The sequence below is a fragment of the Kitasatospora sp. NPDC127116 genome (genome assembly GCF_042677365.1).
In the GTDB taxonomy this organism is placed as follows: domain Bacteria; phylum Actinomycetota; class Actinomycetes; order Streptomycetales; family Streptomycetaceae; genus Kitasatospora; species Kitasatospora lactacystinica.
This window is the reverse complement of the sequence record NZ_JBHXTL010000064.1, coordinates 24,728-49,030: the sequence shown is the minus strand read 5'-3', so window position 1 is coordinate 49,030 and position 24,303 is coordinate 24,728. Positions and strand designations below refer to the sequence as shown.

Sequence of the window (24,303 nt, the reverse complement as noted above, 5' to 3'; positions counted from 1 at the left end):
AGGCGGCGGGTGCCCCACCAGGCACCATGCGGACGTGGCTCAGTTGGTAGAGCATCACCTTGCCAAGGTGAGGGTCGCGAGTTCGAATCTCGTCGTCCGCTCGCAGTGCGCGAGCACAGCACAACTCAATAGTTTGACCTGCGGACGTGGCTCAGTTGGTAGAGCATCACCTTGCCAAGGTGAGGGTCGCGAGTTCGAATCTCGTCGTCCGCTCAGATACGAAGGGCCCCCTCGTTTGAGGGGGCCCTTCGGCATTCCTCCCCGCACTCCTGGCACGGCGGTGCCCCGGGCGCCGGCGATATCGGCCATGACATTTGTCATCGCCGACCCGTGGATCCCCACCGCGATGTCATGACGGCCCGCACTGCCCGCGCGGCCCGGTCGGCGGAAGGCTTGGGGCATGGAGACGAGCCGGGCGCCCCGCCCCAGCGAAGACGTGATCGAGGTCACCGACCTGCACCGCCACTACGGCGGCGGCACCACCGGGTACCACGCCGTGCGCGGCGTCGACCTGACCGTCCGCCGCGGCGAGCTGTTCGCCCTGCTCGGCACCAACGGGGCCGGCAAGACCTCCACCATGGAGGTCATCGAGGGCCTGGCCGCGCCCACCGGCGGCACCGTCCGGGTGCTCGGCCTGGACCCCCACAAGGAGCGCGCCGCCGTCCGCCCGCGGATCGGCATCATGCTCCAGGAGGGCGGCTTCCCCGGCGAGCTCACCGCCGCCGAGACCGGCCGCGTCTGGGCCGGGATGACCAGCGGCGCCCGCCCGGTGCCGGAGGCGCTGGAGCTGGTCGGCCTCGGCCACCGGGCGAACGTCCGGGTCAAGCAGCTGTCCGGCGGCGAGAAGCGCCGGCTGGACCTCGCGATGGCCCTGCTCGGCCGCCCCGAGGTGCTCTTCCTGGACGAGCCCAGCACCGGTCTCGACCCCGAGGCGCGCGCCGCCGTCTGGCAGCTGGTCCGCGAGCTGCGCGCCCAGGGCACCACGGTGCTGCTCACCACCCACTACCTGGAGGAGGCCGAGGAGCTCGCCGACCGGCTGGCCATCATGCACGGCGGCCGGGTCGTCACCTCGGGCACCGTCGCCGAGGTGATCGCCGACCGGCCCGCCCGGATCGGCTTCGAGCTTCCCGAGTTCACCGGCGCCGCACTGCCCGTCCTGGCCGGGGCCGAACTCGCGCTCGACGGCCGCAAGGTCACCGTGCAGACCCGCACGCTCCAGGACACCCTCACCGACCTGCTCGGCTGGGCCCGCCACCACGGGATCGCGCTCGGCGCCCTGGACGCCCGCAGCGCCTCGCTGGAGGAGGCCTTCCTCGCGATCGCCTCCGAGGCCGCCCACCAGAACCCCCCGCAGGCGCCCGCCGCCGACCGCCCCGCCCGCCGCCGCCTGATCGGATCCGCCCGATGACCACCACCGTCGCCACCGCCGCCACCGGTCCGCAGAGCACCGCCGCCCGCCGGCTGCTCGCCCTCGGCCGGGCCGAGGCCACCCTGCTGCTGCGCAACCGCACGGCCCTTTTCACCGCCCTGGCGCTGCCGCTGTTCCTGGTCTTCACCCTGAAGGGCGTGCTCTCCCAGCAGGCCGAGTCCAACCCCGGACTGGACGTCGACTCGCTGCTGGTCTACGGCTCGGTCGGGATGATCCTGGCCTTCGTCGTGTACTACAACCTGACCGCCGCGTACGTCGGGCGGCGCGGCGAGCTGGTCCTCAAGCGGCTGCGCACCGGCGAGGCCCGGGACATCGAGATCCTGCTCGGCACCGCCGTCCCCTCGGTCGCGCTCGGTCTGATGATGGCCGCCCTGATCGGGATCGGCGGCAGCCTCGGCCTCCACCTGGCCGTGCCGGTCAACCCGGTGCTGATGCTGGTCGGCCTGCTGCTGGCGCTGGCCACCATGATCGCCCTGGCCGCGCTGTCCAGCGCCTTCACCAGGACCGTGGAGAGCGCGGGCATCACCACCCTGCCGATCATGCTGCTGATGCAGCTCGGCTCCGGGCTGTTCATCCCGCTGGAGGTCATGCCCAAGCAGCTGGCCGACATCTGCCGCCTGCTGCCGACCACCCCGGCCTTCCAGCTGATCCGCGTCGGCTGGTTCGGCACCGACGGCTCGGCCGCCGCGACCGGCTTCGCCGGCTCCTGGGGCGCCGCCGGCTCGCACCTGGTCACCGGGGCGATCTGGCTGGGCCTGGCGGTCTGGGGCGCGGTGCGCTACTTCCGCTGGGAACCGCGCCGCTGAGCATCCAGCAGTAATCCGAAGGAACGCCCCCGGTACGGCCTCTGATATGAAGGCAGCAAGCAGGATCGTGGTCGAACTGGGGGCGGAAGAATTGAGAATGCGGTCGCCGCATCGGCACTGGGCCGGCCTGAGCAAACCCCAGCGCACCGAGCTGTACCTGCGCTGGTCGCTCTACCTGATGGCGATGTTCGTCCTGCCCGGCGTCCTGCTCGGCGCCGGGAGCGCCGTCGGCCAGGCCGGGAACATCCCGGTGATCCGGATCTCCGTGCTGATCGGGCTCGCCACCACCCTGGTCCTGCTGCGGACCTACCGCGTCGCGATGGACCACTACCTCGGCCGCCCCACCGACCCCCGGCTCTGGCTCGCCCTCTCGGTCGGCCTCGCGGTGGCGGGCTCCTGGACCGTCCTGCTGTTCGGCCCCGCCGACGGCGGACCGGATAGCCCGGGCGGCCTCCCCTTCACCCTGTTCGTCACCAGCACCCTGCTGCTGTTCACCCACGGCCCGGTGTGCGTGGCGCTGACTCCCCGCCGGGCCGCCGTCGTCGGGCTGGGCATGCTGCTGGCCGTCTTCCCGGCCGCGGTACTCGCCGGGATCGACCCCGCCGGCACCGCCGGCTACCTGACCGGCCTGACCGTCGGGATGGCCCTCCTCGGCCCCAGCTGCCGCAGCTTCGCCTGGCTCACCTCGATCGTCTGGGAGCTGGACGCCGCCCGCGAGGCCCAGTCCCGGCTGGCCGTGGCCGAGGAGCGGCTGCGCTTCTCCCGCGACCTCCACGACGTGATGGGCCGCAACCTCACCACCATCGCGCTGAAGAGCGAGCTCGCCGTCCAGCTCGCCCGCCGGGGGCGCGAGGAGGCCGCCGACCAGATGGCCGAGGTGCAGAAGATCGCCCAGGAGTCGCAGCGCGAGGTCCGGGACGTCATCCGCGGCTACCGCACCGCCGACCTGCACGCCGAGGCGATCGGCGCCCGGGCGGTGCTGCGCTCGGCCGACGTCTCCTGCGAGATCGACCTCGGCGAGCACGCCGACCGGCTGCCGGGCCCGGTCCAGTCGGTGTTCGGCTGGGTGATCCGCGAGGCCACCACCAACGTGCTGCGGCACAGCGAGGCCGGCCGCTGCCTGATCCGGCTGCGGACCGAGGACGGTCGGGCCGTACTGGAGCTGGAGAATGACGGGGTGCCCGACATCCCGTTCCCCTCCCAGGGCAGCGGCACCGGGCTGCGCGGACTGCGCGAGCGGCTCGCCGCCCACGACGGCGAACTGACCGTGTCGACCGCCGAGGCGGGCGTCTTCCGGATGCTCGCCACCGTCCCGCTCCCCCGCTGAGGAAGAAAGACCGCCCGATGACCGAGAACGCCGCGCCCGTCCGCGTCCTGCTCGCCGACGACGAGCACCTGATCCGGGGCGCGCTGGCCGCGCTGCTCTCGCTGGAGGACGACATCGAGGTGGTCGCCCAGGCCGGCTCCGGCACCGAGGCGCTGGCGATGGCGCTGGCCCACCGCCCGGACGTCGCGGTGCTGGACCTCCAGATGCCGGGCAAGGACGGCATCGAGGTGGCCGCCCAGCTGCGGCTGGCGCTGCCGGACTGCCGCTGCATGATCGTCACCGGCCACGGCCGCCCCGGCTACCTGAAGCGGGCGCTGGAGGTCGGGGTGCGCGGCTTCCTGCCGAAGACCGTCTCGGCGGCGGACCTGGCCGGCATCATCCGCACCGTGCGTTCCGGCGGCCGGTACGTGGACCCCGAGCTGGCGGCGGACGCGATCAGCGCCGGCGAGACCCCGCTGACCCCGCGCGAGACGGACGTCCTGGAGCTGGCCGCCGACGGCACCCCGATCGCCGAGATCGCCGAACGGGCCTCGCTCTCCCAGGGCACCGTGCGCAACTACCTGTCCTCGGCGGCCACCAAGCTGGGCGCGGAGAACCGCCACGCGGCGGTGCGGATCGCCCGCGAGCACGGCTGGATCTGAGGCCGTGCCCGCGGGCGGTCGAGCGGGTCAGGCCCAAGTGGTCCCGGTCAGCCGCTCGTACACGTCGATGTACTTGGCGCGGGTCAGCTCGACGACCTCGGCCGGCAGCGCCGGCGGCGGCTGCTCGCTGTAGCGGTCCCAGCCGGAGTCCGGGGAGACCAGCCAGTCGCGGATCAGCTGCTTGTCGAAGGAGGACTGCGAGCGGCCCGCCTCGTACCCGTCGGCCGGCCAGTAGCGGGAGGAGTCCGGGGTGAGCACCTCGTCGCCGATCACCAGCTCGCCGTCCAGCAGGCCGAACTCGAACTTGGTGTCGGCCAGGATGATGCCGCGCTCGCGGGCGATGTCCCGGGCCCGGGCGTAGACGTCCAGGGTGGTGCGGCGCAACTGCGCGGCGAGTTCGGCGCCGATCCGGCGGGCGGTCTCCTCGTAGGAGACGTTCTCGTCGTGCTCGCCGACCTCGGCCTTGAGCGCGGGGGTGTAGATCGGGGCGGGCAGCTCGGAGCTGTTCTCCAGGCCCTCCGGCAGCGCGATGCCGCAGACCGTGCGGCTCTCCTGGTACTCGGCCAGGCCGGAGCCGGCCAGGTAGCCGCGGGCGACCGCCTCGACCGGGATCATCTCCAGGCTGCGGCAGACCAGCGTGCGGCCCTTCCAGTCGGCCGGGGCGCCGGCCGGGACCTCGGTGGAGATCACGTGGTTGGGAACGATGTCGGCGATCCGCTCGAACCACCACAGCGACAGCTGGGTGAGGATGCGGCCCTTGTCCGGGATCTCGTTCGGCAGCACCCAGTCGTGGGCGGACGTCCGGTCGCTGGCCACCATGACCAGCTCGCCCGAACCGGTGCGGTAGAGGTCGCGCACCTTGCCGGTGTGCAGGTGGACCAGGCCGGGTACCTGGACCGGCTCGGGCTTGGTGACAAATCCGCTCAAGGTGTTCAGTCCTCAGGGGTCGTTCACGGGCGGGGGCACCGCGAAAGGGGAGGTCACTGCCCCCGCAGTCTTTCACGCCCGCCGGAACGCCGGTCCTCCGGCCACCGAGCGCCGGTTCCCGGCCACCGTGGTCAGTGCGGCTGGTTCTTGCAGAGCCGGTCCAGCAGGTTGGCGGTGGCCCGCTGGATGCGCTCGTCGGTCAGCCCCGGGCGCCCCAGCGCGGGCGACCAGGCGAAGGTGCCGGCCGCGAAGACGTACGCGCCGCTGGGCGCGCGGTACAGCGAGGTCTCCTGGTAGCGGGTGCGGCCGGCCGGGTCCTGGTACGGCGAGTGCGCCAGCAGCACCCGCTCGACGTGCTCGGGCAGCGCCACCTTGGGGTAGTAGCGGTCGGCCTCGCCGGCGACCAGCCCGGGCAGCTCGTCGCCCTCCTGGAGGCCGGTGCCGTCCCAGAGCCAGTGCGCGGTGTGCCGGGCGACCAGCGGGACGGGCGCGGCGACCCGCCCCGAGTACTGCACCCCGAGCAGGTGCTGCTCGGGCTCCCCGGCGTCCCGCCACAGCGCGCTGGCCGCGCCGGGCGCCCCGGCGGCCGGGCTGCCGGCGCCGACCTTCTGCCGCTTGCGGCAGTTGAGCAGCCGGTTGGGCTCGCCGGAGGCGGCGGCGGTCAGCTCGACCCGCCAGTACATGGTGTTGGCGGAGAGGAACACCAGCGAGGTGCCGCCGTCCCTGGCCCGCTCGGCGGCCCGGCGCATCGGCTCGGACCAGTACTCGTCGTGGCCGGGGAAGACCAGCGCCCGGTGCCGGGACGGGTCCACCAGGCCGGCGTGCAGGTCGGTGGCGGTGGCGTAGGAGAGGTCGTAGCCGAAGCGCTCGGCCCAGCGGATGAAGTCGTACGCGTGGCCGACGTGCAGCGGCAGTCCGGCGGTGGCGTGCGGGCGGTCGAAGGAGACGGTGACGGCCGCCTCCGGCTCGCCGACCAGGCCGCCCCGGCCGTCCCAGGCGTGGTAGAGGCTGGCGCCGGTCCGGCCGTCCTCGGGGAACAGGTTGTACGCCTGCCAGGTCACGTCCGGGAGCACCAGGAGCAGTTCGGCGGTGCGCGCCCGGTCCTCGAAGTCCCGGACGGTGAAGGGGATGTGGCTGCGGTGCAGCATGTCCGCGGTGGTCAGCACGGCGACGTAGGCGCCGGGCTTCCAGTGCGCCGGGATCTGTTGCCGCCAGGAGTGCCACCAGTGGTGGCAGGAGACCGTCCGGTCGACCACCAGCGGGGCGGGCTGGGCGAGGCCGGCGATCGACGGGCTGGCGGTCATGTGGCGGGCGCCGTCACCGCCGTAGTGGCCGATCCGGAAGATGTTCACGGTGAACTCGCGGGGCGGGTTGACGGTGACCCGGAAGTCCACCGAGCCGCCGGGGCGGACCACCCCGGCCGAGGCGAAGCCCTTGATCTGCTGGTCCACGTCGTTGGCGCCCTGCGGGGTTCCGACGGACGGCTTCCTGCGGACTCCGGCCGTCAGCGACTGCTGGCCCGGCGCGCCCACCGAGACGTACCAGGGCACGGCGCCCTCCGCCCCGGCCAGGTACTGGTCCGGGCTGCGCAGCCAGGGCAGCGGGCCCTGGCCGAAGGGGTCGGAGACGCTGTAGGCGTGCGTCCCCGACTCCCAGCGGCGGTTGAGTTCGGTCCCCACGCGCCCCTCCCAGGTGCACTTCCGCCCGGTTGGCACGTGCCCCCCGGATGTGCGTGCGGTCTAATACACCACAGACTGCTGGCGCAGCGTCACCCTCCGGTAGCGATTGGTGCGGGGAATCTCGCGCGCCTCCCGGGAGGGGCCTCCGGCCTGCGAAAACGCCCGGCGGCCGGCCCTTTTGGGGGCGCGTGCGGCGGTGCCGAGCGCCCTCCTGTGACGCCCGGGACGTCAGAGGCGCACGGGTTTCTCAAGACGGACGTCGGCGGCGTCCAGCCAGGCGCGCAGCGGACCGTCCTGGCCCTGCTCGACGGCCTGGGCGACCGGACCGGCCAGGTCGGTGCGGCGCACCCCGCCGAGCAGCAGCACCGGGCCGTCCAGCCAGTCCAGGCCGGGGGCGCCGCCGGCGGTGTCCACGGCGGCGCAGCAGACCATCGCGGTGACGTGGTCGACCAGCAGGTCGCGGCCGCTGCGGTCGGGTTCGAGCAGCGGGGCCGGGGCGGTGGTGCGGGCCAGCTGGGCGGCGAGCGCGGCGGCCAGCAGCTCTCCGTCGCCCTCGGCGAGCCGGCCCAGCAGCCGGGTGAGGGTCGGGGCGCCGGGGCGGGACTGCGGGGCGAGCCGGTCCAGGGCGGTCTGCAGGGTGGCGGCGCCCGCCCGCCAGCCGGCGTCCACCACCTCGGCCGGGTAGTCGGCCCACTCCAGCTCGCGCCAGGCGCCGGCCGCCGGGCGGCCGAAGAACAGGTCGGCGGCGAGCCGGGAGACCGCCCGGTCGACGGTGCCGGGCTCCTCCAGCAGGTCGCAGGCGGGGCGGTCGCCGAGCCGGCTGCCGTAGCCGTCGGCCAGCCGGTCGCGCCGGGACAGCTCGGTGAGCGCGGCGACCACGCCGGCGTTGAGGTGGGCCGGGTGGCGGCCGAGCCGCCAGGCGGGCAGCGCGACCCGGGTGAGCAGCCGGTCCCAGCCCGCGTAGGCCAGGCCGACCTGCTCCTGGGCTGCGATCCGCAGTCCGTAGTCGACCGTCCTGGCCTGCTCGGAGGCCCAGCTCGCGACCGAACGCTCCAGCTCGGCGGAGTGGCCCCGGCAGGCGCCGAGCAGGCGGCGCACGACCCTGCGGACGATCCGGTCGGCGAGCGCGGCCGGACCGCGCCGGGGCGGCCGGGGCGGGGCGGCCAGGGTGGCGCCGCCGAGACCGGGGGCCGCGCCGGCGCCGGAGTCCAGACAGGCGTCCAGGCTGCGCAGGAAGCGCCGGGCGGCGGCGATCTCCGGGTCGGCGGAGGCGGCGGTGCCGGCCACCACGGGGGCGAGCAGGGCGCGCAGTTCACCGGCCCGCATCCACCACAGGAAGGGCGAGCCGATCACCAGGACGGGGGCGGGCGCCCCCGGGTCCCGCCGCGACGGAGCCGTCCGCCGGCTCGGCGGGACGTCCTCCAGCCAGCTGTCGCAGTCCGGGGTGAGGGCCACGGCGGAGGGCGCGGGCACCTCCAGCCGGTCCGCCAGCTCGCCGATCAGCCGGTACAGCTCGGGGGCCTCGGCGCGCTCCAGCGGGACGGCCGGGGTGCGCGGCGGGACGGTCCGGTGCAGGGCCCGGGCGGTCAGCCCGGCCACCGCCAGGGTCAGCGCGGCGACCGCGCAGACCGCCCAGCGGGCGGCGTCCCAGCCCGCGGCGTCGGCGGCCCCGGGCGCACCGATCCGGCCGGTGAACCGGCCGGCGAGCAGGACCACCGCCACGGCGGCGGGCAGGGCGGCGGCGGCCCGGGCGAGGCCTCGGATCCGCAGCACCACCTGGGCGTGAGCGCGCGCGATGTCGATTGCGGCCATACGGTGCGGCACCCCCTTCGGAGCCCTCGGGCGCCCGGCTTCGGGCCCTGAGCCGACTCGAAACGATCAGTTCCGACCGGGAAGCGGAGGCGTCCGATCCCGGTAGTGCATGCTGCGTGGCGCTACTGACATTTTCGACGCCCCGGTCCGGGTGGGCGTTCCGGATCACCCCGGATTCCACTCGTCCCGGTGACACCGCCCGGTTGTTCCGGTGACGCCGCCCGGGTGTTCCGGTGACACCGCCCGGACGCCGGCGACCGGTCCGGTGCGAAGCACCCCGACGACCGACCGGCCGGACGCCGTCCAGCATCCCCCCGTGGGAGCACCGCTACCCGGCGGCGACCCCGGCGCACGGGCCCCGCGCACCGCGATCCAGCGCACCATAAGGCCGCGCGGCCGGTTGCGTCAGCCGGATGCGGGTGCTGTCACCCGATGGGCTGGAATCCGTCGGCCGAACGGTGCGTCGGCCCCCGCAACCGCTCCAGCCCCGAAACGCCGGGAACGCTGCGCCCATGGGGTTGACCGGTGGGCTCGGATGTTCGAATCCCGCTCGCCCCTGCTGGTACGGGCGGCTGCGGGCCCCCGCCCGCACCGCGGTGGCACGCACCGCGGCCCCCGCGCGAACGGTTCGCACGGGGGCCGCGGGCAGAGCGGGCGGGGGGCTCAGGCGGTGGCCGCCTTCAGCGCGATGTCGGTGCGGTGCTGGCCGCCCTTGAGGGAGATCCGGTCCACCGCGGCGTACGCGCGGTCGCGCGCCTCGGCCAGGTCGGTGCCGGTCGCGGTGACCGACAGGACGCGGCCGCCGGCGCTCAGCACCCGGCCGTCCTCGTCCGCCTTCGTCCCGGCGTGCAGCACGAACGCGGTGCCGTCCGCCTCCGCCTCGGCCAGGCCCTCGATCGGGTCGCCGGTGCGCGGGGCGTCCGGGTAGCCCTCGGAGGCGACGACCACGGTGACGGCCGCGCCCTCGTCCCAGCGCAGCGGCTCCAGCTGGTCCAGGCTTCCGGTGGCGGAGGCGAGCAGCACGCCCGCCAGCGGGGTGCGCAGCCGGGCCAGCACGACCTGGGTCTCCGGGTCGCCGAAGCGGGCGTTGAACTCGATCACCCGGGTGCCGCGCGAGGTGAGCGCCAGGCCCGCGTACAGCAGGCCGGAGAACTCGGTGCCGCGGCGGCGCAGCTCGTCCACGGTCGGCTGGAGGACGGTCTCCATGACCTCCTCGACCAGCCCGGCGGGCGCCCACGGCAGCGGGGAGTAGGCGCCCATGCCGCCGGTGTTCGGGCCCTCGTCGCCGTCCAGCGCGCGCTTGAAGTCCTGGGCGGGCTGGAGCGGGACGACGGTGGTGCCGTCGGTGATCGCGAACAGCGAGACCTCGGGGCCGTCCAGGTACTCCTCGATGACCACGCGCTCGCAGCCGGCGGCGTGCGCCAGCGCGGCCTCGCGGTCGGAGGTGACCACGACGCCCTTGCCGGCGGCCAGGCCGTCGTCCTTGACCACGTACGGGGCGCCGAAGGCGTCCAGCGCCTCGGCGGCCTCGGCCGCGGTGGTGCAGACGTAGGACCGGGCGGTGGGGACGCCGGCCGCGGCCATCACATCCTTGGCGAAGGCCTTCGAGCCCTCCAGTTCGGCGGCCGCGGCGGACGGGCCGAACACCGGGACGCCGGCCGCGCGCACGGCGTCCGCGACGCCGGCCACCAGCGGGGCCTCCGGGCCGACCACCACCAGGGCGGCACCGAGCCGGCCGGCCAGCGCGGCGACCTGCGCGCCGTCCAGCTGGTCGACCGGGTGGACCGTCGCGACCTGCGCGATCCCGGCGTTGCCCGGGGCACAGTGCAGTTCGGTCACTGCGGGATCTTGGGACAGGGAGCGGCACAGGGCGTGTTCGCGGGCGCCGCCGCCGATGACGAGGACCTTCACGCCTGGCAGCGTAGTCGGTGGCCTGTTCCGGCCGCTCTCCGGTCCCGTCGGATCCTCCAGCGGAGGAGCTCCGTACGCCGACGATGTCGGAGGATCCTCCAAGCCCGACGGGGCCGGTTCGGCGGTGGGTGGTCGGGTCACGACGTCGGGTCACCGACCCCTCGCTCGGACGGGTGAAATCTCGCCGCCTCCCGCAACCCGCCCACCTCGGGTTCCGTTGGCCGAAACCGGTAACGATCAGCGGAGAAGCGCCCCCACGGTCAGCCATTTGGCGGTAAGAAGTGCTGTTGGAGAACCACCGGCGGACACCACGTCAGCCGTTGCGCCGACAGAGCCAGCAGTCCGCCCGCCACAGGGAGCCCCACAGGTGAGCCAGCCGGAAATGCAGCCCGAGGAGAGTGCCTGGGGCAAGGAGATCGGTGAGGAGGACCCGCCCGCCGCCGCCGTCGTCCGACGGGCCTCCACCCGCCAGCGGGCCGATCTGAGCACCCGCCAGTTCCCGCTGGGGGACTGGGGCGAGCCCGCCGAACGGCTGGAGGAGCTCTACCGCTGGTCCGAGGAGCGGGCGGTCGAGGCGATCGAGTGGTACCGCCGGGACCGCGTCTGGAAGCGCCGCTGGGCCCGCGTGCTGCGGTTCGGCGCGGCCGGCTTCGCGGTGGGCGGGGTGACCGCCCCGCTGGTCGACCTGGCCGGCGCCTTCGCGCACGGCACCGGCTGGGGCTACGTCGGCTTCGCGCTCTCCGCCGCCTGCCTGGCCACCGACCGGGTCTTCGGCCTCACCTCCGGCTGGATGCGGGACGTCTCCACCGGCCAGGCCCTGCAACGCCGCCTGGAGGCCTTCCAGTTCGACTGGGCGTCGGAGTGCGTGCGCGAGGTGCTCGGCCCGACCGAGGGCACCGCGGGCGAGGCCGCCGAGCGCTGCCTGGGCGTGCTGCGCCGGTTCTGCGAGGACGTCTCGGACATGGTCCGCTCCGAGACCTCGGAGTGGATGCTGGAGTTCCGCGCCTCGATGACCCAGCTGCCCACCCAGTCCGGCGGGGCCTGGGGCGGGCGCAGCGAGCCCGGGGTGGGCGCCCAGGTGCGGGTGCTGCCGCCGCCGGGCACCCGGCCGACCATGCCGCGCCAGCGGCCGCCGGAGGGGCCGCTGCGCTAAGGCGTGTATGCCCAGAGCCCGTCCGCCCGGGGTCAGGCGAAGACGATCATCGAGCCCTGGGTGACGCTCCTGGTCGCCGCCGCGTACAGGCCCGACCAGGCGTGCCGCTCCCGGGCGAAGGGGTGGACGTCGTCGATCGGCGGCCCGAACGGCTGCTCCAGGCCGGTCGGGCCGAGCGGCCGGGTCGGGTCCGGCGGGTTGAGCGGGTCGATGCCCAGCGCCGGTGCGACGGCCTGGAGTTCGCGCAGCAGCCCGTGGCTGGAGCCGAGCGGGCCGCCGGCGGCGAGCAGCGTGTCGTCCACCAGCGGCACCGCGAACTCGACCGGCACGTACGCGCCGGCGTGGTCGAAGTGCCAGACCAGGTGCGACTGTTCGGCACTGCTCTCGAACATCTCCAGCAACTGCTCGTAGTCGCCACCGAGCGCGTCGACCGGGGTGATGTCCAGGCCGGTGAGGCCCAACAGGTAGGCGCGGCGCAGGAAGTGCAGCGAGTCGTAGTCGAAGGCGGCTATCGGCTCGACCGCGCCGCTGATGCCCGGGACGAACCGGTAGACCGGCACCTCGGGCAGCCCGCGCGAGGCCAGCACCGAGTTGTAGAGCGCGAGGTCGTCCCGGAAGGGGTTGTCGGGGCTGTGGCTCAGCGCGTCCACCAGCGGGACGAGCCAGAGGTCGCAGGCCATGGCCGGCAGTTCCTCTCCGGAGGCGGGGATCGCCCGCGCGGGCGGGGCGACGACGGGGGTCGGGTCGGCACCCGGACGGCCTTTCAGGAGGCGCCCGGTCCGATGACCGCCCACCCTACCGGCCCGGCGCGGCGTGCGGGTCGGGCCGTCCCCGAGGGCCCTCCGGGGGCGGTTCGGACAGCCGTCGGCCGAACCGGCCGTACGGCACCGTGCGCGGCTGCGGCACCAGCCCGAGGCCCAGTCCCAGCTCACGGCCGAGTTCCCGGCCCACCTCGGCGCTGCGGGTCCGCCCGGTGCGGGCCGCACCGGGCCCGGCACCGGCCTCGGCACCGGCCTCGGGCTCGTCGCCCGGCTCCGGCGGGGCCGCCGGCGCGGGCGGCGGTTCGACCGGCACCGGCGCCGGCTCCTCCCCGACGAACTCGGTGAGCAGGTCCAGCACGGTCACCGACTCCAGCGGCTGCCCGGCCAGCCCGGCCAGCAGCCGGACGGTGTACAGGTTGTACTCGCAGATGATCCGGTGCGCGCCGAGCGCATCGCGGGCCTCGATCGCCGCGACCAGGTCCGGGTGGCGCTCCCAGCAGATCCCGCCCAGCGCGGGCAGCTCCCGCAGGTAGGGCGCGGCGAACATCCAGGACTGCACCCGCAGCCAGTCCAGGTAGTCGGCGATCCGGCGGTTGCCGAGCAGCGCGCCGACCTCCTGCCAGAACCGGCGGTCGCAGCCCACCATGACGTCCAGGTTCCCGGCCCGGGCCGCCCGCACCGCCGCGTCGGCCCGCCGGTGCAGCGAGGGCAGCCGGCCGAGGTCGGGCAGTGCCCGGCGGGTGGCGTACTGGCGGTGGAAGCTGTCGGTGATCAGCACCCGGGACTCGAAGATCTCCAGGAAGTCGTCCCACCCCAGCTCGGGCACGGTGAAGCCGCGGTGGTGCTCGGCCCGCAGCAGGCCCTGCGCGCCGAGGTCGACCAGGGCCTCGCGGGCCGGGGTCGCGGAGACGCCGTACAGCTCGGCGATCTCCTTGACGGTGAAGTTGCGGCCGGCCGCGAGCCGGCCGGCCATCATCTCCTCGCGCAGCGCGCCGGCGATCTGCTCGCGCAGGCTGTTGCGGTGGATGACGGGGCGGGGGGTGTCGCCTGCGCCGTTGTCAGGCATGGGGCGACCTCCTCGGGCGGCCTACCGTGCCGGCCCTCGTCCGGGCCGGCGGGGAACACGACGAGTGCTCATCTTCTCAAACCCGACCGACCCAGGTACGAACCAACCCTCCGGAACGCCGTCCCCGGCGCCCCGCCCACCCCCGCTCAGCGCTGGACCGGCGCCGGAATCCCCAGCAGGCGGTCCCGCAGCACCGGGAACTCCGCGCGCGCCTTCGCCACCTCGGCCGGATCGAACTCGACCGTCAGGACCTCCTCGCCCGCCCCCGCCTCGGCCAGCACCCGGCCCCACGGGTCCACCACGATGCTGTGCCCGGCCTGCTCGACCCCGGCGTGCGTCCCGGCGGTGTTGCAGGCCAGCACGAAGGCCTGCTCCTCCACCGCCCGGGCCCGGGCCAGCAGCGTCCAGTGCTCGCGCCGCCGGGCGGGCCAGGCCGCCGGCACCACCAGCAGCTGCGCCCCGGCGTCCAGCAGCGCCCGGAACAGCTCCGGGAAGCGCAGGTCGTAGCAGGTGGCCAGGCCCAGCGTGGCGAAGTCGGTGGGCGCGGTGACGATCTCCTGCCCGGCGCCCATCACCACCGCCTCGCCGCTGTCGAAGCCGAAGCGGTGGATCTTGCGGTACGTGTGCACCAGCTCGCCGTCCGGGGAGAACAGCAGCGAGGTGTTGTAGATCGGCCCGTCCGGATCGCGTTCGACGACCGAACCGGCGTGCAGCCAGACCCCGGCGGCCCGCGCGGCGGCCGACATCGCGTCCGAGGTGGGCCCGTCCAGCGTCTCCGCACCGTCCGACCAGAGGTCGTAGGCGAAGCCGCCGAGCGGCCACAGCTCCGGGAGCACCACCAGGTCGGCGCCCTGCTGTGCCCGTACCAGGGCCGCCGCCCGAGCCCTCCGCTCGGCGGGCGGCTCCTCGTCGGAGACCGCGAGTTGGATCAATGAAGCGCGCACAGTACCACCGTCCACGGCAAGAGACCTACGATCGTCACCCGAAAGCGCTGCCCAGCTGTCTCCCGGCAGCGTAACGTGCGGTTAGCGTGCGCGCCCGGAAAGCCGGACCATCCCGGTCGGCCGTGACGGCGGGGCGCAGGCGGCAAGGAAGCTGACGGAGGGCCGGAGATTCCCGTGACGGACAACCAGACCGTGCAGGCTTACACCGAGGCGTGGACCCAGACCATCGAGTCCATATCGGAGCTGGTCGCCCCCCTTCCCGAGGGCTCCTGGAACCGGGCCACCGAGTGCCCCGGCTGGTCCGTCCGCGACGTCGTCTCGCACGTGATCGCGGTCGAGTCCGACCTGCTCGGCGACCCGCGCCCGATCCACTCGCTGCCGCGTGACCTCCGTCACGTCACCACCGAGTTCGCCCGCTACGTCGAGCTGCCGGTCGACAAGCGCCGCTGCCACACCGCGCTGGAGATGACCGGCGAGCTGGAGTACACGATCATCCGCCGCTCCCGGGCGCTGCGGAACGCCAAGCAGACGCCCGAGGAGCCGGTGCGCTGGCCGGCCGGGCCGCTGGCCAGGGACGTCCCGTACCACGAGCTGCTGCGGATGCGGGCCTTCGACGTCTGGGTGCACGAGCAGGACCTGCGCCGGGCCCTGGAGACCCCGGGCAACCTGGACGCCCCGGCCGCGCTGATCACCCGGGACCTGCTGCTGGAGCTGCTGCCCAAGGCCGTCGCCAACAAGGCCGGGGCCCCGGCCGGGACGGCCCTGGTGCTGGACGTCACCGGCCCGGTGGAGTTCCTGCGCACCGTCCGGGTGGACGCCACCGGCCACTGCACCGTGGACGAGTCGATCAGCCTGGCCCCCGACGTCCAGCTCACCATGGACTGGGAGACCTACCTGCGGCTCGCCTGCGGCCGCGGCCGGCCCGGCCCGGTCTCCGTCGAGGGCGACCGGGAGCTGGCCGAGCGGGTGCTGGCCAACTTCTCGGTCACCATCTGAGGCCCGGGGCCGCCCGGTCCGTCGCCCGGGGCCCGTCCGGCCCCGGGCTCAGCCCGCCTGCGCCGCGACCTTCCGGCGCAGCCGCAGGATCATCGCCGTGCCCACCGCCAGCGGGACGTACTGCCAGCAGAACGCCCAGCGGAAGGCGGTGGCCGAGTACGACCCGGCGCCCTCCGGGGAGAGCGCGTCCAGCAGCACGCCGATGCCGAACAGGGTGATCATCGTGCCGATGAAGCCGCCCATGTTGACGATCCCCGAGGCGGTGCCGAGCCGCTCCGCGGGGTTGCGGGAGCGCGCGTAGTCCAGGCCGACCAGCGAGGCCGGGCCGTTGCTGCCCATCACCAGGATGATCCCGACCAGCAGCCAGACCGGCGGGTGGCCGCCGGGCCAGGCCAGCACCAGCGCCCAGCCGAGCGCGGTGGTCGCGACGACGGTCAGCACGATCGGCATCCGGGCCCGCGCCGAGACGGAGAGCAGCCGGCCGAAGACGAAGCCGAAGGTCATGTTGCTGAGCACCAGCAGGGTCAGCAGCCCGCCGGCCCCGGCCCGGGACATCCCCTGGGCCTGCACCAGGTAGGGCAGGCCCCAGAGCAGGCCGAAGGCGTTGCCGGGGAACTGGGTGGTGAAGTGGATCCAGAGCCCGAGCCGGGTGCCCGGTTCCCGCCAGCAGGCGAGGACCTGCCGGCCGACCTTCGGCCGCGCCGCGGCCGCCCCGGGCCGGACGACGGCCTCCTGGTGGGGCGCGTCCCGCAGGAGGAACGCGACCGGCGCGAACACCACCGCGCCCAGCAGCGCGATCGCGGTGAAGGTGGGCGTCCAGCCCTCGCTGTGCAGCGCCCTGGCGAGCACCACGGTGGTGACCAGGTTGCCGCCCATCCCGGCCAGGCCGGTCAGCTGGGCCACGAACGGGTTCCGGGCCGCCGGGAACCACCGGGCGGCGATCCGCAGCACGCTGATGAAGGTCATCGCGTCGCCGCAGCCGAGCACCGCGCGGGAGGCCAGCGCGGGGCCGAAGTCGGAGCTGAACGCGAAGGCCAGCTGACCGGCGCTCAGCAGTACGACGCCGGACAGCAGCACCCGGCGCGGCCCGTACCGGTCGACCAGCAGGCCGACCGGGATCTGCATGGCCGCGTAGACCAGCACCTGGAGGATCGAGAAGGTGGAGAGCGCCGAGGCGCCGATGCCGAAGCGGTCGGCGGCGTCCAGTCCGGCCACCCCGAGGCTGGTGCGGTGGATGACGGCCAGGATGTAGACACTGACCCCGATGGACCAGGCGAGCCAGGCCGCCCGGCCGCCGGGCGGCGCGGACGCGAGCACGGACGCCGGCGCGGAAACGGGCGCGGGTACGGGCGCGGCCGGGGGGTCGGCGATGAGCCGGGGAGCGGGGACGGACGGGGACGGGGCTGGGCGAGCGGGCTCCACGGTCATAGTCCGACCAGATTAGTCATCCCATGATGGGACGCTCTGACCCGGGGGCGCGCGACCGGCCCCAGCCGGCAATCGGTCAGCCGGTCAGCCGGTCAGCGTCCAGGACACCGAGCGGGTCATGGAGCGCTCCCGGAAGGCCTCGTCCCGCACCCAGTCGGTGGTGTCCCGGACGGTCGCCGTCACGGTGGCCGTCCGGCCCGGGGCCAGCTCCAGCCGGGCGGTGTCCAGCCAGGAGCCGTCGGCGGACTGCGGGGCCACCGGGACGCCGTCCACCTTCCATTCCACCTTCAGCTGCCGCGGGCCGGTCAGCGGCAGCGGCCGGACGTCGAGCCGGGGCCGCCCGGACACCTCGCCGGGAGCCGGCACCGGGGCGTCGGTCGGCCGGACCCTGCGGTACAGCTCCTCGATGATCGCCTCGCGCGAGGGGAGGTTGTACGCGCTGCCCAGGGTGCGCATCACCGAGTCCGGGGTGGGCCGGTAGAGGCCGTTGGCGCTGCGGTACGCCCCGATCACGCCGGCCCCGTCCGGGGACTCGGCGCCCAGCCAGCGCCACCACTTGGTCTGCTTCCTGCGCATGTCGTCGGCGTTGAGGGTGGCGAGGTTCGGGTAGTCGGCGTCGTCCGGGGCGCTGTCGTACTCGTCTCCGAGATCCCCCACGGTGTGCCCGATCTCGTGCTGGATGATCCGCCCGGCGTCCGGGCTGCCGCCCGCCAGGGTGGTCACCCCGGTGCCGCCGGCGCCGCCGTACTCGGTGGAGTTGGCCAGCGCTATCAGGTACTGCGGCCCCGCGCCGTTGCCCGCGTAGCGGGCGGTGGCGGACTCGTCGGCGCAGAGCAGCCGGGCGGTGCCCTCGCACCAGAAGTGCATGCCGAGCGGGGTGGCGGTCCTGCGGCCGCGGCTCTCGGACTCGGCGATCCCGGAGACCGGGGAGACCACCTCGACCCGCCTGATGTTGAAGAAGCCCTGGTAGGTGCGGAAGGGCTCGATGTCCATCAGCGCGTGCCAGGCCTTGTCGGCCTGCTGCCGGAAGAGCTCCTGCTCGTCGGCCGTGTAGCCGTCGCCGATCAGCACCAGGGTGATCCGGTTGGCCGGGTCCCCGGTGCGGCGTATGTCGACCGTCGGGGCGGCCGCGGATATCCGCTGGTCGGCCTGGAGGGCCGTGTGCGGCGGCACCGCGCGGTCGGCCGGGGCACCCGGACCGATCACGCCGAACGGCGGGGGGCCGGTCAGTTCCAGGGCGGCCGGGAGGGCGGCGGCGGACACCAGCACGAGTGCGGCCAGACTCCGGACGAGACGGCCAGGGTTGCCAGGCGGCATACGGGTGCGTCCTCCGGGAGCCGGTCGCCCGGTGTCGCCCGGGTGATGGAGCGGAGACGTACCCGGGCGGCCGGGACTCCCCTATCCGGCCGCGAAAAAGTCACCGACCTGGCCGAACGATCCGCACATTTCGGATCATCCAGGTCATACCAACCATTCCTCGGGCCGTCCTCGGGACCCGCCGGAGAAGCCCGAAAAAATTTCGGAACCCGTCTGCAACCCCCCGCGGGGATGCGCGTCTATACGGATGAAGGCACGGAGAGCGAGACCGGCGGAGCCGGGGGGCGCTTCCGCTCACGAGGAGCGGAGCCGGTCGTCTTCACCCATTCACACCATCAGCACGTCGACCCTGGGGACTCACGTCATGCGCATGCCCGTTATCACCCGTTTTGCGAAGAACGACCGCGCGCTCTCCGGCCGCCGCCGCATCGCCACCGTCGCCGCCACCGTCGTCCTCGCCGGCGGCGTCCAGTTCCTCGCCACCGACACCGCCTGGGCCTGCGGCGACCACCGGCTCGGCGGCGCGTACGAGGCCCCGACCAACGTGCCCGGGCTCTCCCCCGACACCGCCATCACCTCGGCCAAGTCCTCGGTGGTCGCGGACGGCAGCTGGAACGAGGTCTCCCTCAAGGTCACCAACAAGGGCGCCGAGGACGCCCACGGCATGGAGCCCTTCCTCGGCCTCGTCACCCCGGGCCCGGGCGCCGCGGCCCGCCTCAAGGACGTCAGGATCCAGTACCTGGACTACACCGGCGCCTGGAAGAACCTCCAGCTGCAGGACGGCTGCATGCGCTCCGTCGAGGTCACCGGCTCCCAGCGCCAGCGCATGGCCGCCAACAGCTCCGCGACCTTCAAGTTCCGCTACTCGCTGGCCGCCGCCACCCCCGCCGGCGTGACCGCGGTCAACCTGTTCGCCTCGGCGGAGATGGCCGGTTCCCAGGGCGCCGGCAGCTCGGCCTTCAAGACGGTCAAGGTGACCCACCCCCAGGGCACCGCCACTGCCAAGCCGACCACCACTGCCAAGCCGACCACCCCGGCCAAGCCCAAGCCCGCGCCCACCAAGGACGCGCCCGCCAAGGCCGCCGAGCCCGCCGTCGACCGGACCGGGGACACCACCCCCGCCACCCAGGCCCCGAAGGCGTCGGCCCCGGCCACCACCGCCCCCGCGGGCACCCCCGAGCTGGCCCAGACCGGCTCCTCCTCCAGCAACACCTTCCTCGCCCTCGGCTCCGCCCTCCTCCTCGCCCTCGGAGCGGGCGTCCTGGTCGCCGTCCGTCGACTCCGTCCCCAGCGCTAGTCGACGGGCGGTACACCGAAGGGGCCCTCCTCCGCACGGCGGTGCGGAGGAGGGCCCCTTCGGTTTCTTCGTTTTCTTCGGTTCCGTCAGCCCCAGGTGATCAGGCGCTTCGGGCGCTCCAGCAGCCCGGCCACGTCGGCCAGCACCTTGGAGCCCAGCTCCCCGTCCACCAGGCGGTGGTCGAAGGAGAGCGCCAGCGTGGTCACCTGACGCGGGACCACCTTGCCCTTGTGCACCCACGGCAGTTCCCGGACCGCCCCGAAGGCCAGGATGGCGGCCTCGCCCGGGTTGAGGATCGGGGTGCCGGTGTCGACGCCGAAGACGCCGACGTTGGTGATGGTGACCGTCCCGCCCTGCATGTCGGCCGGCGAGGTCTTGCCCTGACGGGCGGTCTCGACCAGTTCGCCGAGCGAAGCGGCCAGCCCGGCGAGGGTCCTGGACCCGGCGTCCTTGATGTTCGGGACGATCAGGCCGCGCGGGGTGGCCGCGGCGATGCCGAGGTTCACCTGGCCCTTGAGGACGATCTCCTGGGCCGCCTCGTCCCACTGCGCGTTGATCCCGGGGTGCCGCTTGATCGCGGTGAGCAGCGCCTTCGCGACGATCAGCAGCGGGCTGACCCGGACGTCCCGGCCCAGCTCCCCGCTCTCCTTGAGCCGGCGGACGAACTTCATCGTGCGGGTCACGTCGACCTGCACGAACTCGGTGACGTGCGGGGCGGTGAAGGCCGAGGCCACCATCGCCTGCGCGGTCGCCTTGCGGACGCCCTTGATCGGCACCCGGACGTCGCCCGCGGCGGGCACCGGCACCTGCGGCGCGGCCGGCTCGGCCACGGCCGTTCCGGCGACCTCCGCCACCGCGGCGGCCGGAGCCGCCGGAGCGGCCTGAGCGGCGGCGTGGGCGTGCACGTCCTCGCGGGTGATCACGCCGTCCCGGCCGGTCGGGGTGACCGCGCGCAGGTCGACGCCGAGGTCCTTGGCCAGCTTGCGCACCGGCGGCTTGGCCAACGGGCGCTCCCCGCCGGGCACTTCGGCGACCGGCGCGGGCGCCGCGGGAGCCGGGGCGGCGACCGGGGCCGGAGCGGCCGCCGGAGCCGGCGTGGTCGCGGCGACCCTGGTGGTGGTCGTCCGCCGCGCCCGGCGCTGGGCGGTGCCGGTGCGCGGGCCGTACCCGACCAGCACCTCGCGCCGCTCGGGCTCGGCCTCCTCGGCCGGAGCCGGAGCCTGCGCCGGAGCCGCGGCGGGGGCGGCCGGAGCCGCGGCCCCCGCCTCCCCGGCGACCGCGATCGAGATGATCACGGTGCCGACGTCGACCGTGGCGCCCTCGGGGAAGTGCAGCTTCTCGACCACCCCGTTGAACGGGATGGGCAGCTCCACGGCCGCCTTGGCGGTCTCCACCTCGCAGACGACCTGCCCGTCGGTGACGGTGTCACCGGGCTTGACGTACCAGCTGAGGATCTCGGCCTCGGTGAGGCCCTCGCCCACGTCGGGCATCTTGAACTCGCGGAGCGAGCGAACTTCGGTGGTCATCTTCGCTCCCCGGTTCAGTACGCGAGCGCGCGGTCGACGGCGTCGAGCACGCGGTCCAGGTCGGGCAGGAAGGCCTCCTCGACCCGGGACGGCGGGTACGGCGCGTGGTAGCCGCCGACCCGCAGGACCGGTGCCTCCAGGTGGTAGAAGCACTTCTCGGTCAGCCGGGCGGCCAGCTCGGCGCCCATGCCCAGGAAGACCGGTGCCTCGTGCACCACGACGGCCCGACCGGTGCGCTTGACCGACTCCTCCAGGGCGGCGAAGTCCACCGGGGAGAGCGAGCGCAGGTCGACGACCTCCAGCCGGCGGCCGTCCTCCTCGGCGGCCGCGGCGGCCTCCAGGCAGACCTTGACCATCGGGCCGTACGCGATCAGCGTCGCGTCGGTGCCGGGCCGGACGATCCGGGCGTCGTGCAGGCCCAGGTCCGCGGCGTCGCCGACCTCGCCCTTGTCCCAGTAACGGCGCTTGGGCTCCAGGAAGATGACCGGGTCGTCGGACTCGATCGACTGCCGCAGCATCCAGTGCGCGTCGTGCGCGCTGGCCGGGGTGACCACGCGCAGACCGGCGGTGTGCGCGAAGTAGGCCTCGTGCGACTCGCTGTGGTGCTCGACCGCGCCGATGCCACCCGCGTAGGGGATGCGCACGGTGACCGGCAGCTTGACGTGGCCCAGCGCACGGGCGTGCATCTTGGCCAGCTGGGAGACGATCTGGTCGAAGGCCGGGTAGACGAAGCCGTCGAACTGGATCTCCACGACGGGACGGTAGCCGCGCAGCGCCAGACCGATCGCGGTGCCCATGATGCCGGACTCGGCGAGCGGGGTGTCGATCACCCGGTCCTCGCCGAAGTCCTTCTGGAGGCCGTCGGTGATCCGGAAGACGCCGCCGAGCTTGCCGATGTCCTCGCCCATCAGGAGGGTCTTCGGGTCGTTCTCCAGCGACTTGCGCAGCGCTCCGTTCAGCGCCTTGGCGATGCTCAGCTGACCGGCCATCAGTGGTTCTCCCCCGCCTCGAAGGAGGCCGCGTACTCGGCGTACTCGGCCCGTTCCTCATCGACCAGCGTGTGCGGCTCGCTGTACACGTGGTCGAAGATCAGGGTCGGGTCCGGGTCCGGCATGCCGCGCACGCCCTCGCGCACCCGCAGCCCCAGCTGCTCGCTCTCGGCGTCGACGGCGGCGAAGAACGCCTCGTCGGCCAGGCCCTCCTTCTCCAGGAGGGCGCGGAGCCGGCTGATCGGGTCCTTGGCCTTCCAGGCCTCGGTCTCCTCGGCGTGCCGGTAGCGGGTGGGGTCGTCGGACGTGGTGTGGGCACCCATCCGGTAGGTGAACGCCTCGATCAGCACCGGGCCGTTGCCGCTGCGGGCGTGGTCGAGCGCCCAGCGGGTGACCGCCAGGCAGGCCAGCACGTCGTTGCCGTCGACCCGGACGCCGGGGAAGCCGAAGCCGGAGGCGCGGCGGTACAGCGGGATCTTGGTCTGGGTGGTGGTGGGCTCGGAGATCGCCCACTGGTTGTTCTGGCAGAAGAAGACCACGGGCGCGTTGTAGACCGAGGCGAAGGTGAAGGCCTCGTTGACGTCGCCCTGGCTGGAGGCGCCGTCGCCGAAGTACGCGATCACCGCGTCGTCGGCGCCGTCCTTGGTGATGCCCATCGCGTAGCCGGTGGCGTGCAGGGCCTGCGCGCCGATCACGATGGTGTAGAGGTGGAAGTTCTTCTCGTTCGGGTCCCAGCCGCCGTGGTTCACGCCGCGGAACATGCCGAGCAGGTTCAGCGGGTCGACGTCGCGGCACCAGGCGACGCCGTGCTCGCGGTACGTGGGGAAGGCGTAGTCGCCGGGGCGCATGGCGCGGCCGGAGCCGACCTGGGCGGCCTCCTGGCCGAGCAGCGAGGCCCACAGGCCCAGCTCGCCCTGGCGCTGGAGCGCGGTGGCCTCGCCGTCGAACCGGCGCACCAGCACCAGGTCGCGGTAGAGGGCGAGCAGCTCCTCGGGAGTGGTGGTGAGGGGGTAGTCAGGGTGCTCGACCCGCTCGCCTTCCGGCGTGAGCAGCTGGACGAGCTCCGGCTGGGCGTCCTTGCCCTTGGCGCGGAGGGTGTCAGGGACGCCGGGGGCCGCCTTCTTGCGAGCCCTCGCCGTGCTTTTGACGGTCACGTTCACTCCTCGGTCTGTCCGGCCGCCCGGGGTCGCCGGTGACCGGTCCGGTCACCGCCTCGCGGGGCGCGCGTGGGTGTGCGCTCCCACTGCGGGGCAGGTGGTGATCCTGTTCCGACGGCGTCCCTCACGAGAACGTTACCCAGCGTCCGCCCTCGACGCGCTTGCGCTAGGACGTCCTACTTGTTCAGGGCCTACAACCCCGAGGGTGCCGCGATCGGCTCGCCGTCGGAAGGGTGGGGGTGACGGTCGGCGTGACGCAGCTCTCAATTCGAGCGCCTTCAGGACACCAGCGCACGTTATCCGGGCGGAAGCCCGTGCGTAAGGGGGTTCTCGGTATCGGTTTCGGACGGCTCTGGCCGGATCACGTCGTGACCGGGGTACGGGTGATAGGTCTTTCGTACGGTGGTATGGGAGGCTTTGGACGTGACTGATAACGGACAAATCAGGGTATTCCTGCTCGACGACCACGAGGTCGTCCGGCGGGGCGTGCACGATCTGCTCTCGGTCGAGGACGACATCGAGGTGGTCGGCGAGGCCGGCACGGCCGCCGAGGCGCTCACCCGGATCCCGGCGGTCCACCCGGACGTGGCGGTGCTCGACGTCCGGCTGCCGGACGGCAACGGGGTCGAGGTCTGCCGCGAGATCCGGTCCAGGCTGCCGGAGATCAAGTGCCTGATGCTGACCTCGTTCTCGGACGACGAGGCGCTGTTCGACTCGATCATGGCCGGCGCCTCCGGCTACGTGCTGAAGGCGATCCGCGGCACCGACCTGATCACCGCCGTCCGGGACGTCGCGGCCGGCCGCTCGCTGCTCGACCCGATCGCCACCAGCAGGGTGCTCGCCCGGCTGCGCGACGGCGGGGAGAAGGAGGACGAGCGGCTCGCCCAGCTCACGAAGCAGGAGCGGCGGATCCTGGATTTGATCGGCGAAGGTATGACAAATCGTCAGATCGGCAACGAGTTGCACCTGGCCGAGAAGACGGTGAAGAACTACGTCTCGAGTCTGCTCGCCAAGATGGGCATGGAGCGGCGCACCCAGGCAGCCGCCTTCGTGGCGCGGCACCAGGCCGACCACCAGTACTGACCGCACGACTGCACAGAACTGACGGCTTGTCAAGGGCCCCCGCAAGGGGGCCAT

General features: G+C 73.8%; 20 protein-coding genes and 2 tRNA genes. 10 read left to right on the top strand and 12 right to left on the bottom strand.

Going from position 1 to position 24,303, the window contains the following annotated elements; all coding sequences use genetic code 11:
* The first annotated feature begins 28 nt into the window (after positions 1 to 28).
* The 6 genes from ACFVHV_RS24490 to ACFVHV_RS24465 all read left to right on the top strand — a co-directional run bounded on the left by ACFVHV_RS24490 (position 29) and on the right by ACFVHV_RS24465 (position 4,203).
* Positions 29 to 101: transfer RNA gene (locus tag ACFVHV_RS24490), tRNA-Gly, on the top strand.
* Positions 102 to 140: 39 nt separating this feature from the next.
* Positions 141 to 213: transfer RNA gene (locus ACFVHV_RS24485), tRNA-Gly, on the top strand.
* 187 nt (positions 214 to 400) lie between these two features.
* The gene (locus tag ACFVHV_RS24480; RefSeq protein ID WP_380353416.1) at positions 401 to 1,408 is read left to right on the top strand and encodes an ABC transporter ATP-binding protein; all 1,008 of its coding nucleotides are present in this window, start codon (positions 401 to 403) and stop codon (positions 1,406 to 1,408) included.
* Positions 1,405 to 2,235, top strand: coding sequence for an ABC transporter permease (locus tag ACFVHV_RS24475; RefSeq protein ID WP_359897713.1), 831 nt, complete (start codon positions 1,405 to 1,407; stop codon positions 2,233 to 2,235). Before ACFVHV_RS24480 ends, ACFVHV_RS24475 begins: the two co-directional genes overlap by 4 nt.
* 97 nt (positions 2,236 to 2,332) lie before the next feature.
* A complete protein-coding gene (locus ACFVHV_RS24470; RefSeq protein WP_380353413.1) occupies positions 2,333 to 3,562 on the top strand; it encodes a sensor histidine kinase in 1,230 nt (409 codons plus the stop codon).
* Positions 3,563 to 3,579: 17 nt separating this feature from the next.
* Positions 3,580 to 4,203: a response regulator transcription factor gene (locus ACFVHV_RS24465; protein ID WP_359897711.1), complete on the top strand. Its 624-nt coding sequence runs from the start codon at positions 3,580 to 3,582 to the stop codon at positions 4,201 to 4,203.
* A gap of 27 nt (positions 4,204 to 4,230) precedes the next feature.
* Here the strand turns inward: ACFVHV_RS24465 and ACFVHV_RS24460 are convergent, their stop codons facing one another.
* The 4 genes from ACFVHV_RS24460 to purD form a co-directional block, all read right to left on the bottom strand.
* Positions 4,231 to 5,130 carry a phosphoribosylaminoimidazolesuccinocarboxamide synthase gene (locus tag ACFVHV_RS24460; RefSeq protein WP_380353410.1) on the bottom strand — a complete coding sequence of 300 codons (900 nt, stop codon included), beginning with the start codon at positions 5,128 to 5,130 and terminating at the stop codon, positions 4,231 to 4,233.
* A gap of 131 nt (positions 5,131 to 5,261) precedes the next feature.
* A complete protein-coding gene (locus ACFVHV_RS24455) occupies positions 5,262 to 6,809 on the bottom strand; it encodes a N,N-dimethylformamidase beta subunit family domain-containing protein (protein WP_380353407.1) in 1,548 nt (515 codons plus the stop codon).
* Between the two features lie 228 nt (positions 6,810 to 7,037).
* On the bottom strand, positions 7,038 to 8,621 hold the full coding sequence (locus ACFVHV_RS24450; protein ID WP_359897707.1) for a hypothetical protein: 1,584 nt from the start codon (positions 8,619 to 8,621) through the stop codon (positions 7,038 to 7,040).
* A gap of 663 nt (positions 8,622 to 9,284) precedes the next feature.
* Positions 9,285 to 10,532, bottom strand: coding sequence for a phosphoribosylamine--glycine ligase (gene purD / locus ACFVHV_RS24445; protein ID WP_359897706.1), 1,248 nt, complete (start codon positions 10,530 to 10,532; stop codon positions 9,285 to 9,287).
* Between the two features lie 367 nt (positions 10,533 to 10,899).
* Here purD and ACFVHV_RS24440 point away from each other — a divergent pair, with 367 nt between their 5' ends.
* Positions 10,900 to 11,685: an SLATT domain-containing protein gene (locus tag ACFVHV_RS24440; protein WP_359897705.1), complete on the top strand. Its 786-nt coding sequence runs from the start codon at positions 10,900 to 10,902 to the stop codon at positions 11,683 to 11,685.
* Between the two features lie 32 nt (positions 11,686 to 11,717).
* Here ACFVHV_RS24440 and ACFVHV_RS24435 read toward each other — a convergent pair whose 3' ends face one another.
* The 3 genes from ACFVHV_RS24435 to ACFVHV_RS24425 all read right to left on the bottom strand — a co-directional run bounded on the left by ACFVHV_RS24435 (position 11,718) and on the right by ACFVHV_RS24425 (position 14,456).
* Complete coding sequence (locus ACFVHV_RS24435; protein ID WP_359897704.1) at positions 11,718 to 12,365, bottom strand: hypothetical protein; 648 nt, start codon at positions 12,363 to 12,365, stop codon at positions 11,718 to 11,720.
* 115 nt (positions 12,366 to 12,480) lie between these two features.
* On the bottom strand, positions 12,481 to 13,512 hold the full coding sequence (locus ACFVHV_RS24430; protein ID WP_359897702.1) for a GntR family transcriptional regulator: 1,032 nt from the start codon (positions 13,510 to 13,512) through the stop codon (positions 12,481 to 12,483).
* Positions 13,513 to 13,658: 146 nt separating this feature from the next.
* On the bottom strand, positions 13,659 to 14,456 hold the full coding sequence (locus ACFVHV_RS24425) for a carbon-nitrogen family hydrolase (protein WP_359897701.1): 798 nt from the start codon (positions 14,454 to 14,456) through the stop codon (positions 13,659 to 13,661).
* 174 nt (positions 14,457 to 14,630) lie between these two features.
* Between ACFVHV_RS24425 and ACFVHV_RS24420 the strand changes: the two genes are divergently transcribed.
* On the top strand, positions 14,631 to 15,452 hold the full coding sequence (locus ACFVHV_RS24420; protein WP_359897700.1) for a maleylpyruvate isomerase family mycothiol-dependent enzyme: 822 nt from the start codon (positions 14,631 to 14,633) through the stop codon (positions 15,450 to 15,452).
* 48 nt (positions 15,453 to 15,500) lie between these two features.
* On the opposite strand, the gene ACFVHV_RS24415 is transcribed toward ACFVHV_RS24420, so the two are convergent.
* The gene (locus ACFVHV_RS24415; protein ID WP_380353403.1) at positions 15,501 to 16,880 is read right to left on the bottom strand and encodes a nitrate/nitrite transporter; all 1,380 of its coding nucleotides are present in this window, start codon (positions 16,878 to 16,880) and stop codon (positions 15,501 to 15,503) included.
* Positions 16,881 to 16,964: 84 nt separating this feature from the next.
* Entirely contained in the window at positions 16,965 to 18,197 is a 1,233-nt protein-coding gene (locus tag ACFVHV_RS24410; protein ID WP_359897698.1) for a M64 family metallopeptidase, read from the bottom strand.
* Between the two features lie 364 nt (positions 18,198 to 18,561).
* Between ACFVHV_RS24410 and ACFVHV_RS24405 the strand changes: the two genes are divergently transcribed.
* A complete protein-coding gene (locus tag ACFVHV_RS24405; RefSeq protein ID WP_380353400.1) occupies positions 18,562 to 19,494 on the top strand; it encodes an LAETG motif-containing sortase-dependent surface protein in 933 nt (310 codons plus the stop codon).
* A gap of 86 nt (positions 19,495 to 19,580) precedes the next feature.
* Here the strand turns inward: ACFVHV_RS24405 and ACFVHV_RS24400 are convergent, their stop codons facing one another.
* From ACFVHV_RS24400 to pdhA, 3 genes are read right to left on the bottom strand one after another with little or no spacing between them, the layout of a single operon-like run.
* On the bottom strand, positions 19,581 to 21,020 hold the full coding sequence (locus tag ACFVHV_RS24400; protein ID WP_380353397.1) for a dihydrolipoamide acetyltransferase family protein: 1,440 nt from the start codon (positions 21,018 to 21,020) through the stop codon (positions 19,581 to 19,583).
* 14 nt (positions 21,021 to 21,034) lie between these two features.
* Positions 21,035 to 22,009, bottom strand: coding sequence for an alpha-ketoacid dehydrogenase subunit beta (locus ACFVHV_RS24395; protein ID WP_380353395.1), 975 nt, complete (start codon positions 22,007 to 22,009; stop codon positions 21,035 to 21,037).
* A complete protein-coding gene (gene pdhA / locus ACFVHV_RS24390; RefSeq protein ID WP_380353393.1) occupies positions 22,009 to 23,163 on the bottom strand; it encodes a pyruvate dehydrogenase (acetyl-transferring) E1 component subunit alpha in 1,155 nt (384 codons plus the stop codon). Before pdhA ends, ACFVHV_RS24395 begins: the two co-directional genes overlap by 1 nt.
* Before the next feature lie 426 nt (positions 23,164 to 23,589).
* Between pdhA and ACFVHV_RS24385 the strand changes: the two genes are divergently transcribed.
* Positions 23,590 to 24,249, top strand: a complete 660-nt coding sequence (locus ACFVHV_RS24385; protein ID WP_359897693.1) for a response regulator transcription factor — start codon at positions 23,590 to 23,592, stop codon at positions 24,247 to 24,249.
* Positions 24,250 to 24,303 lie beyond the last annotated feature (54 nt).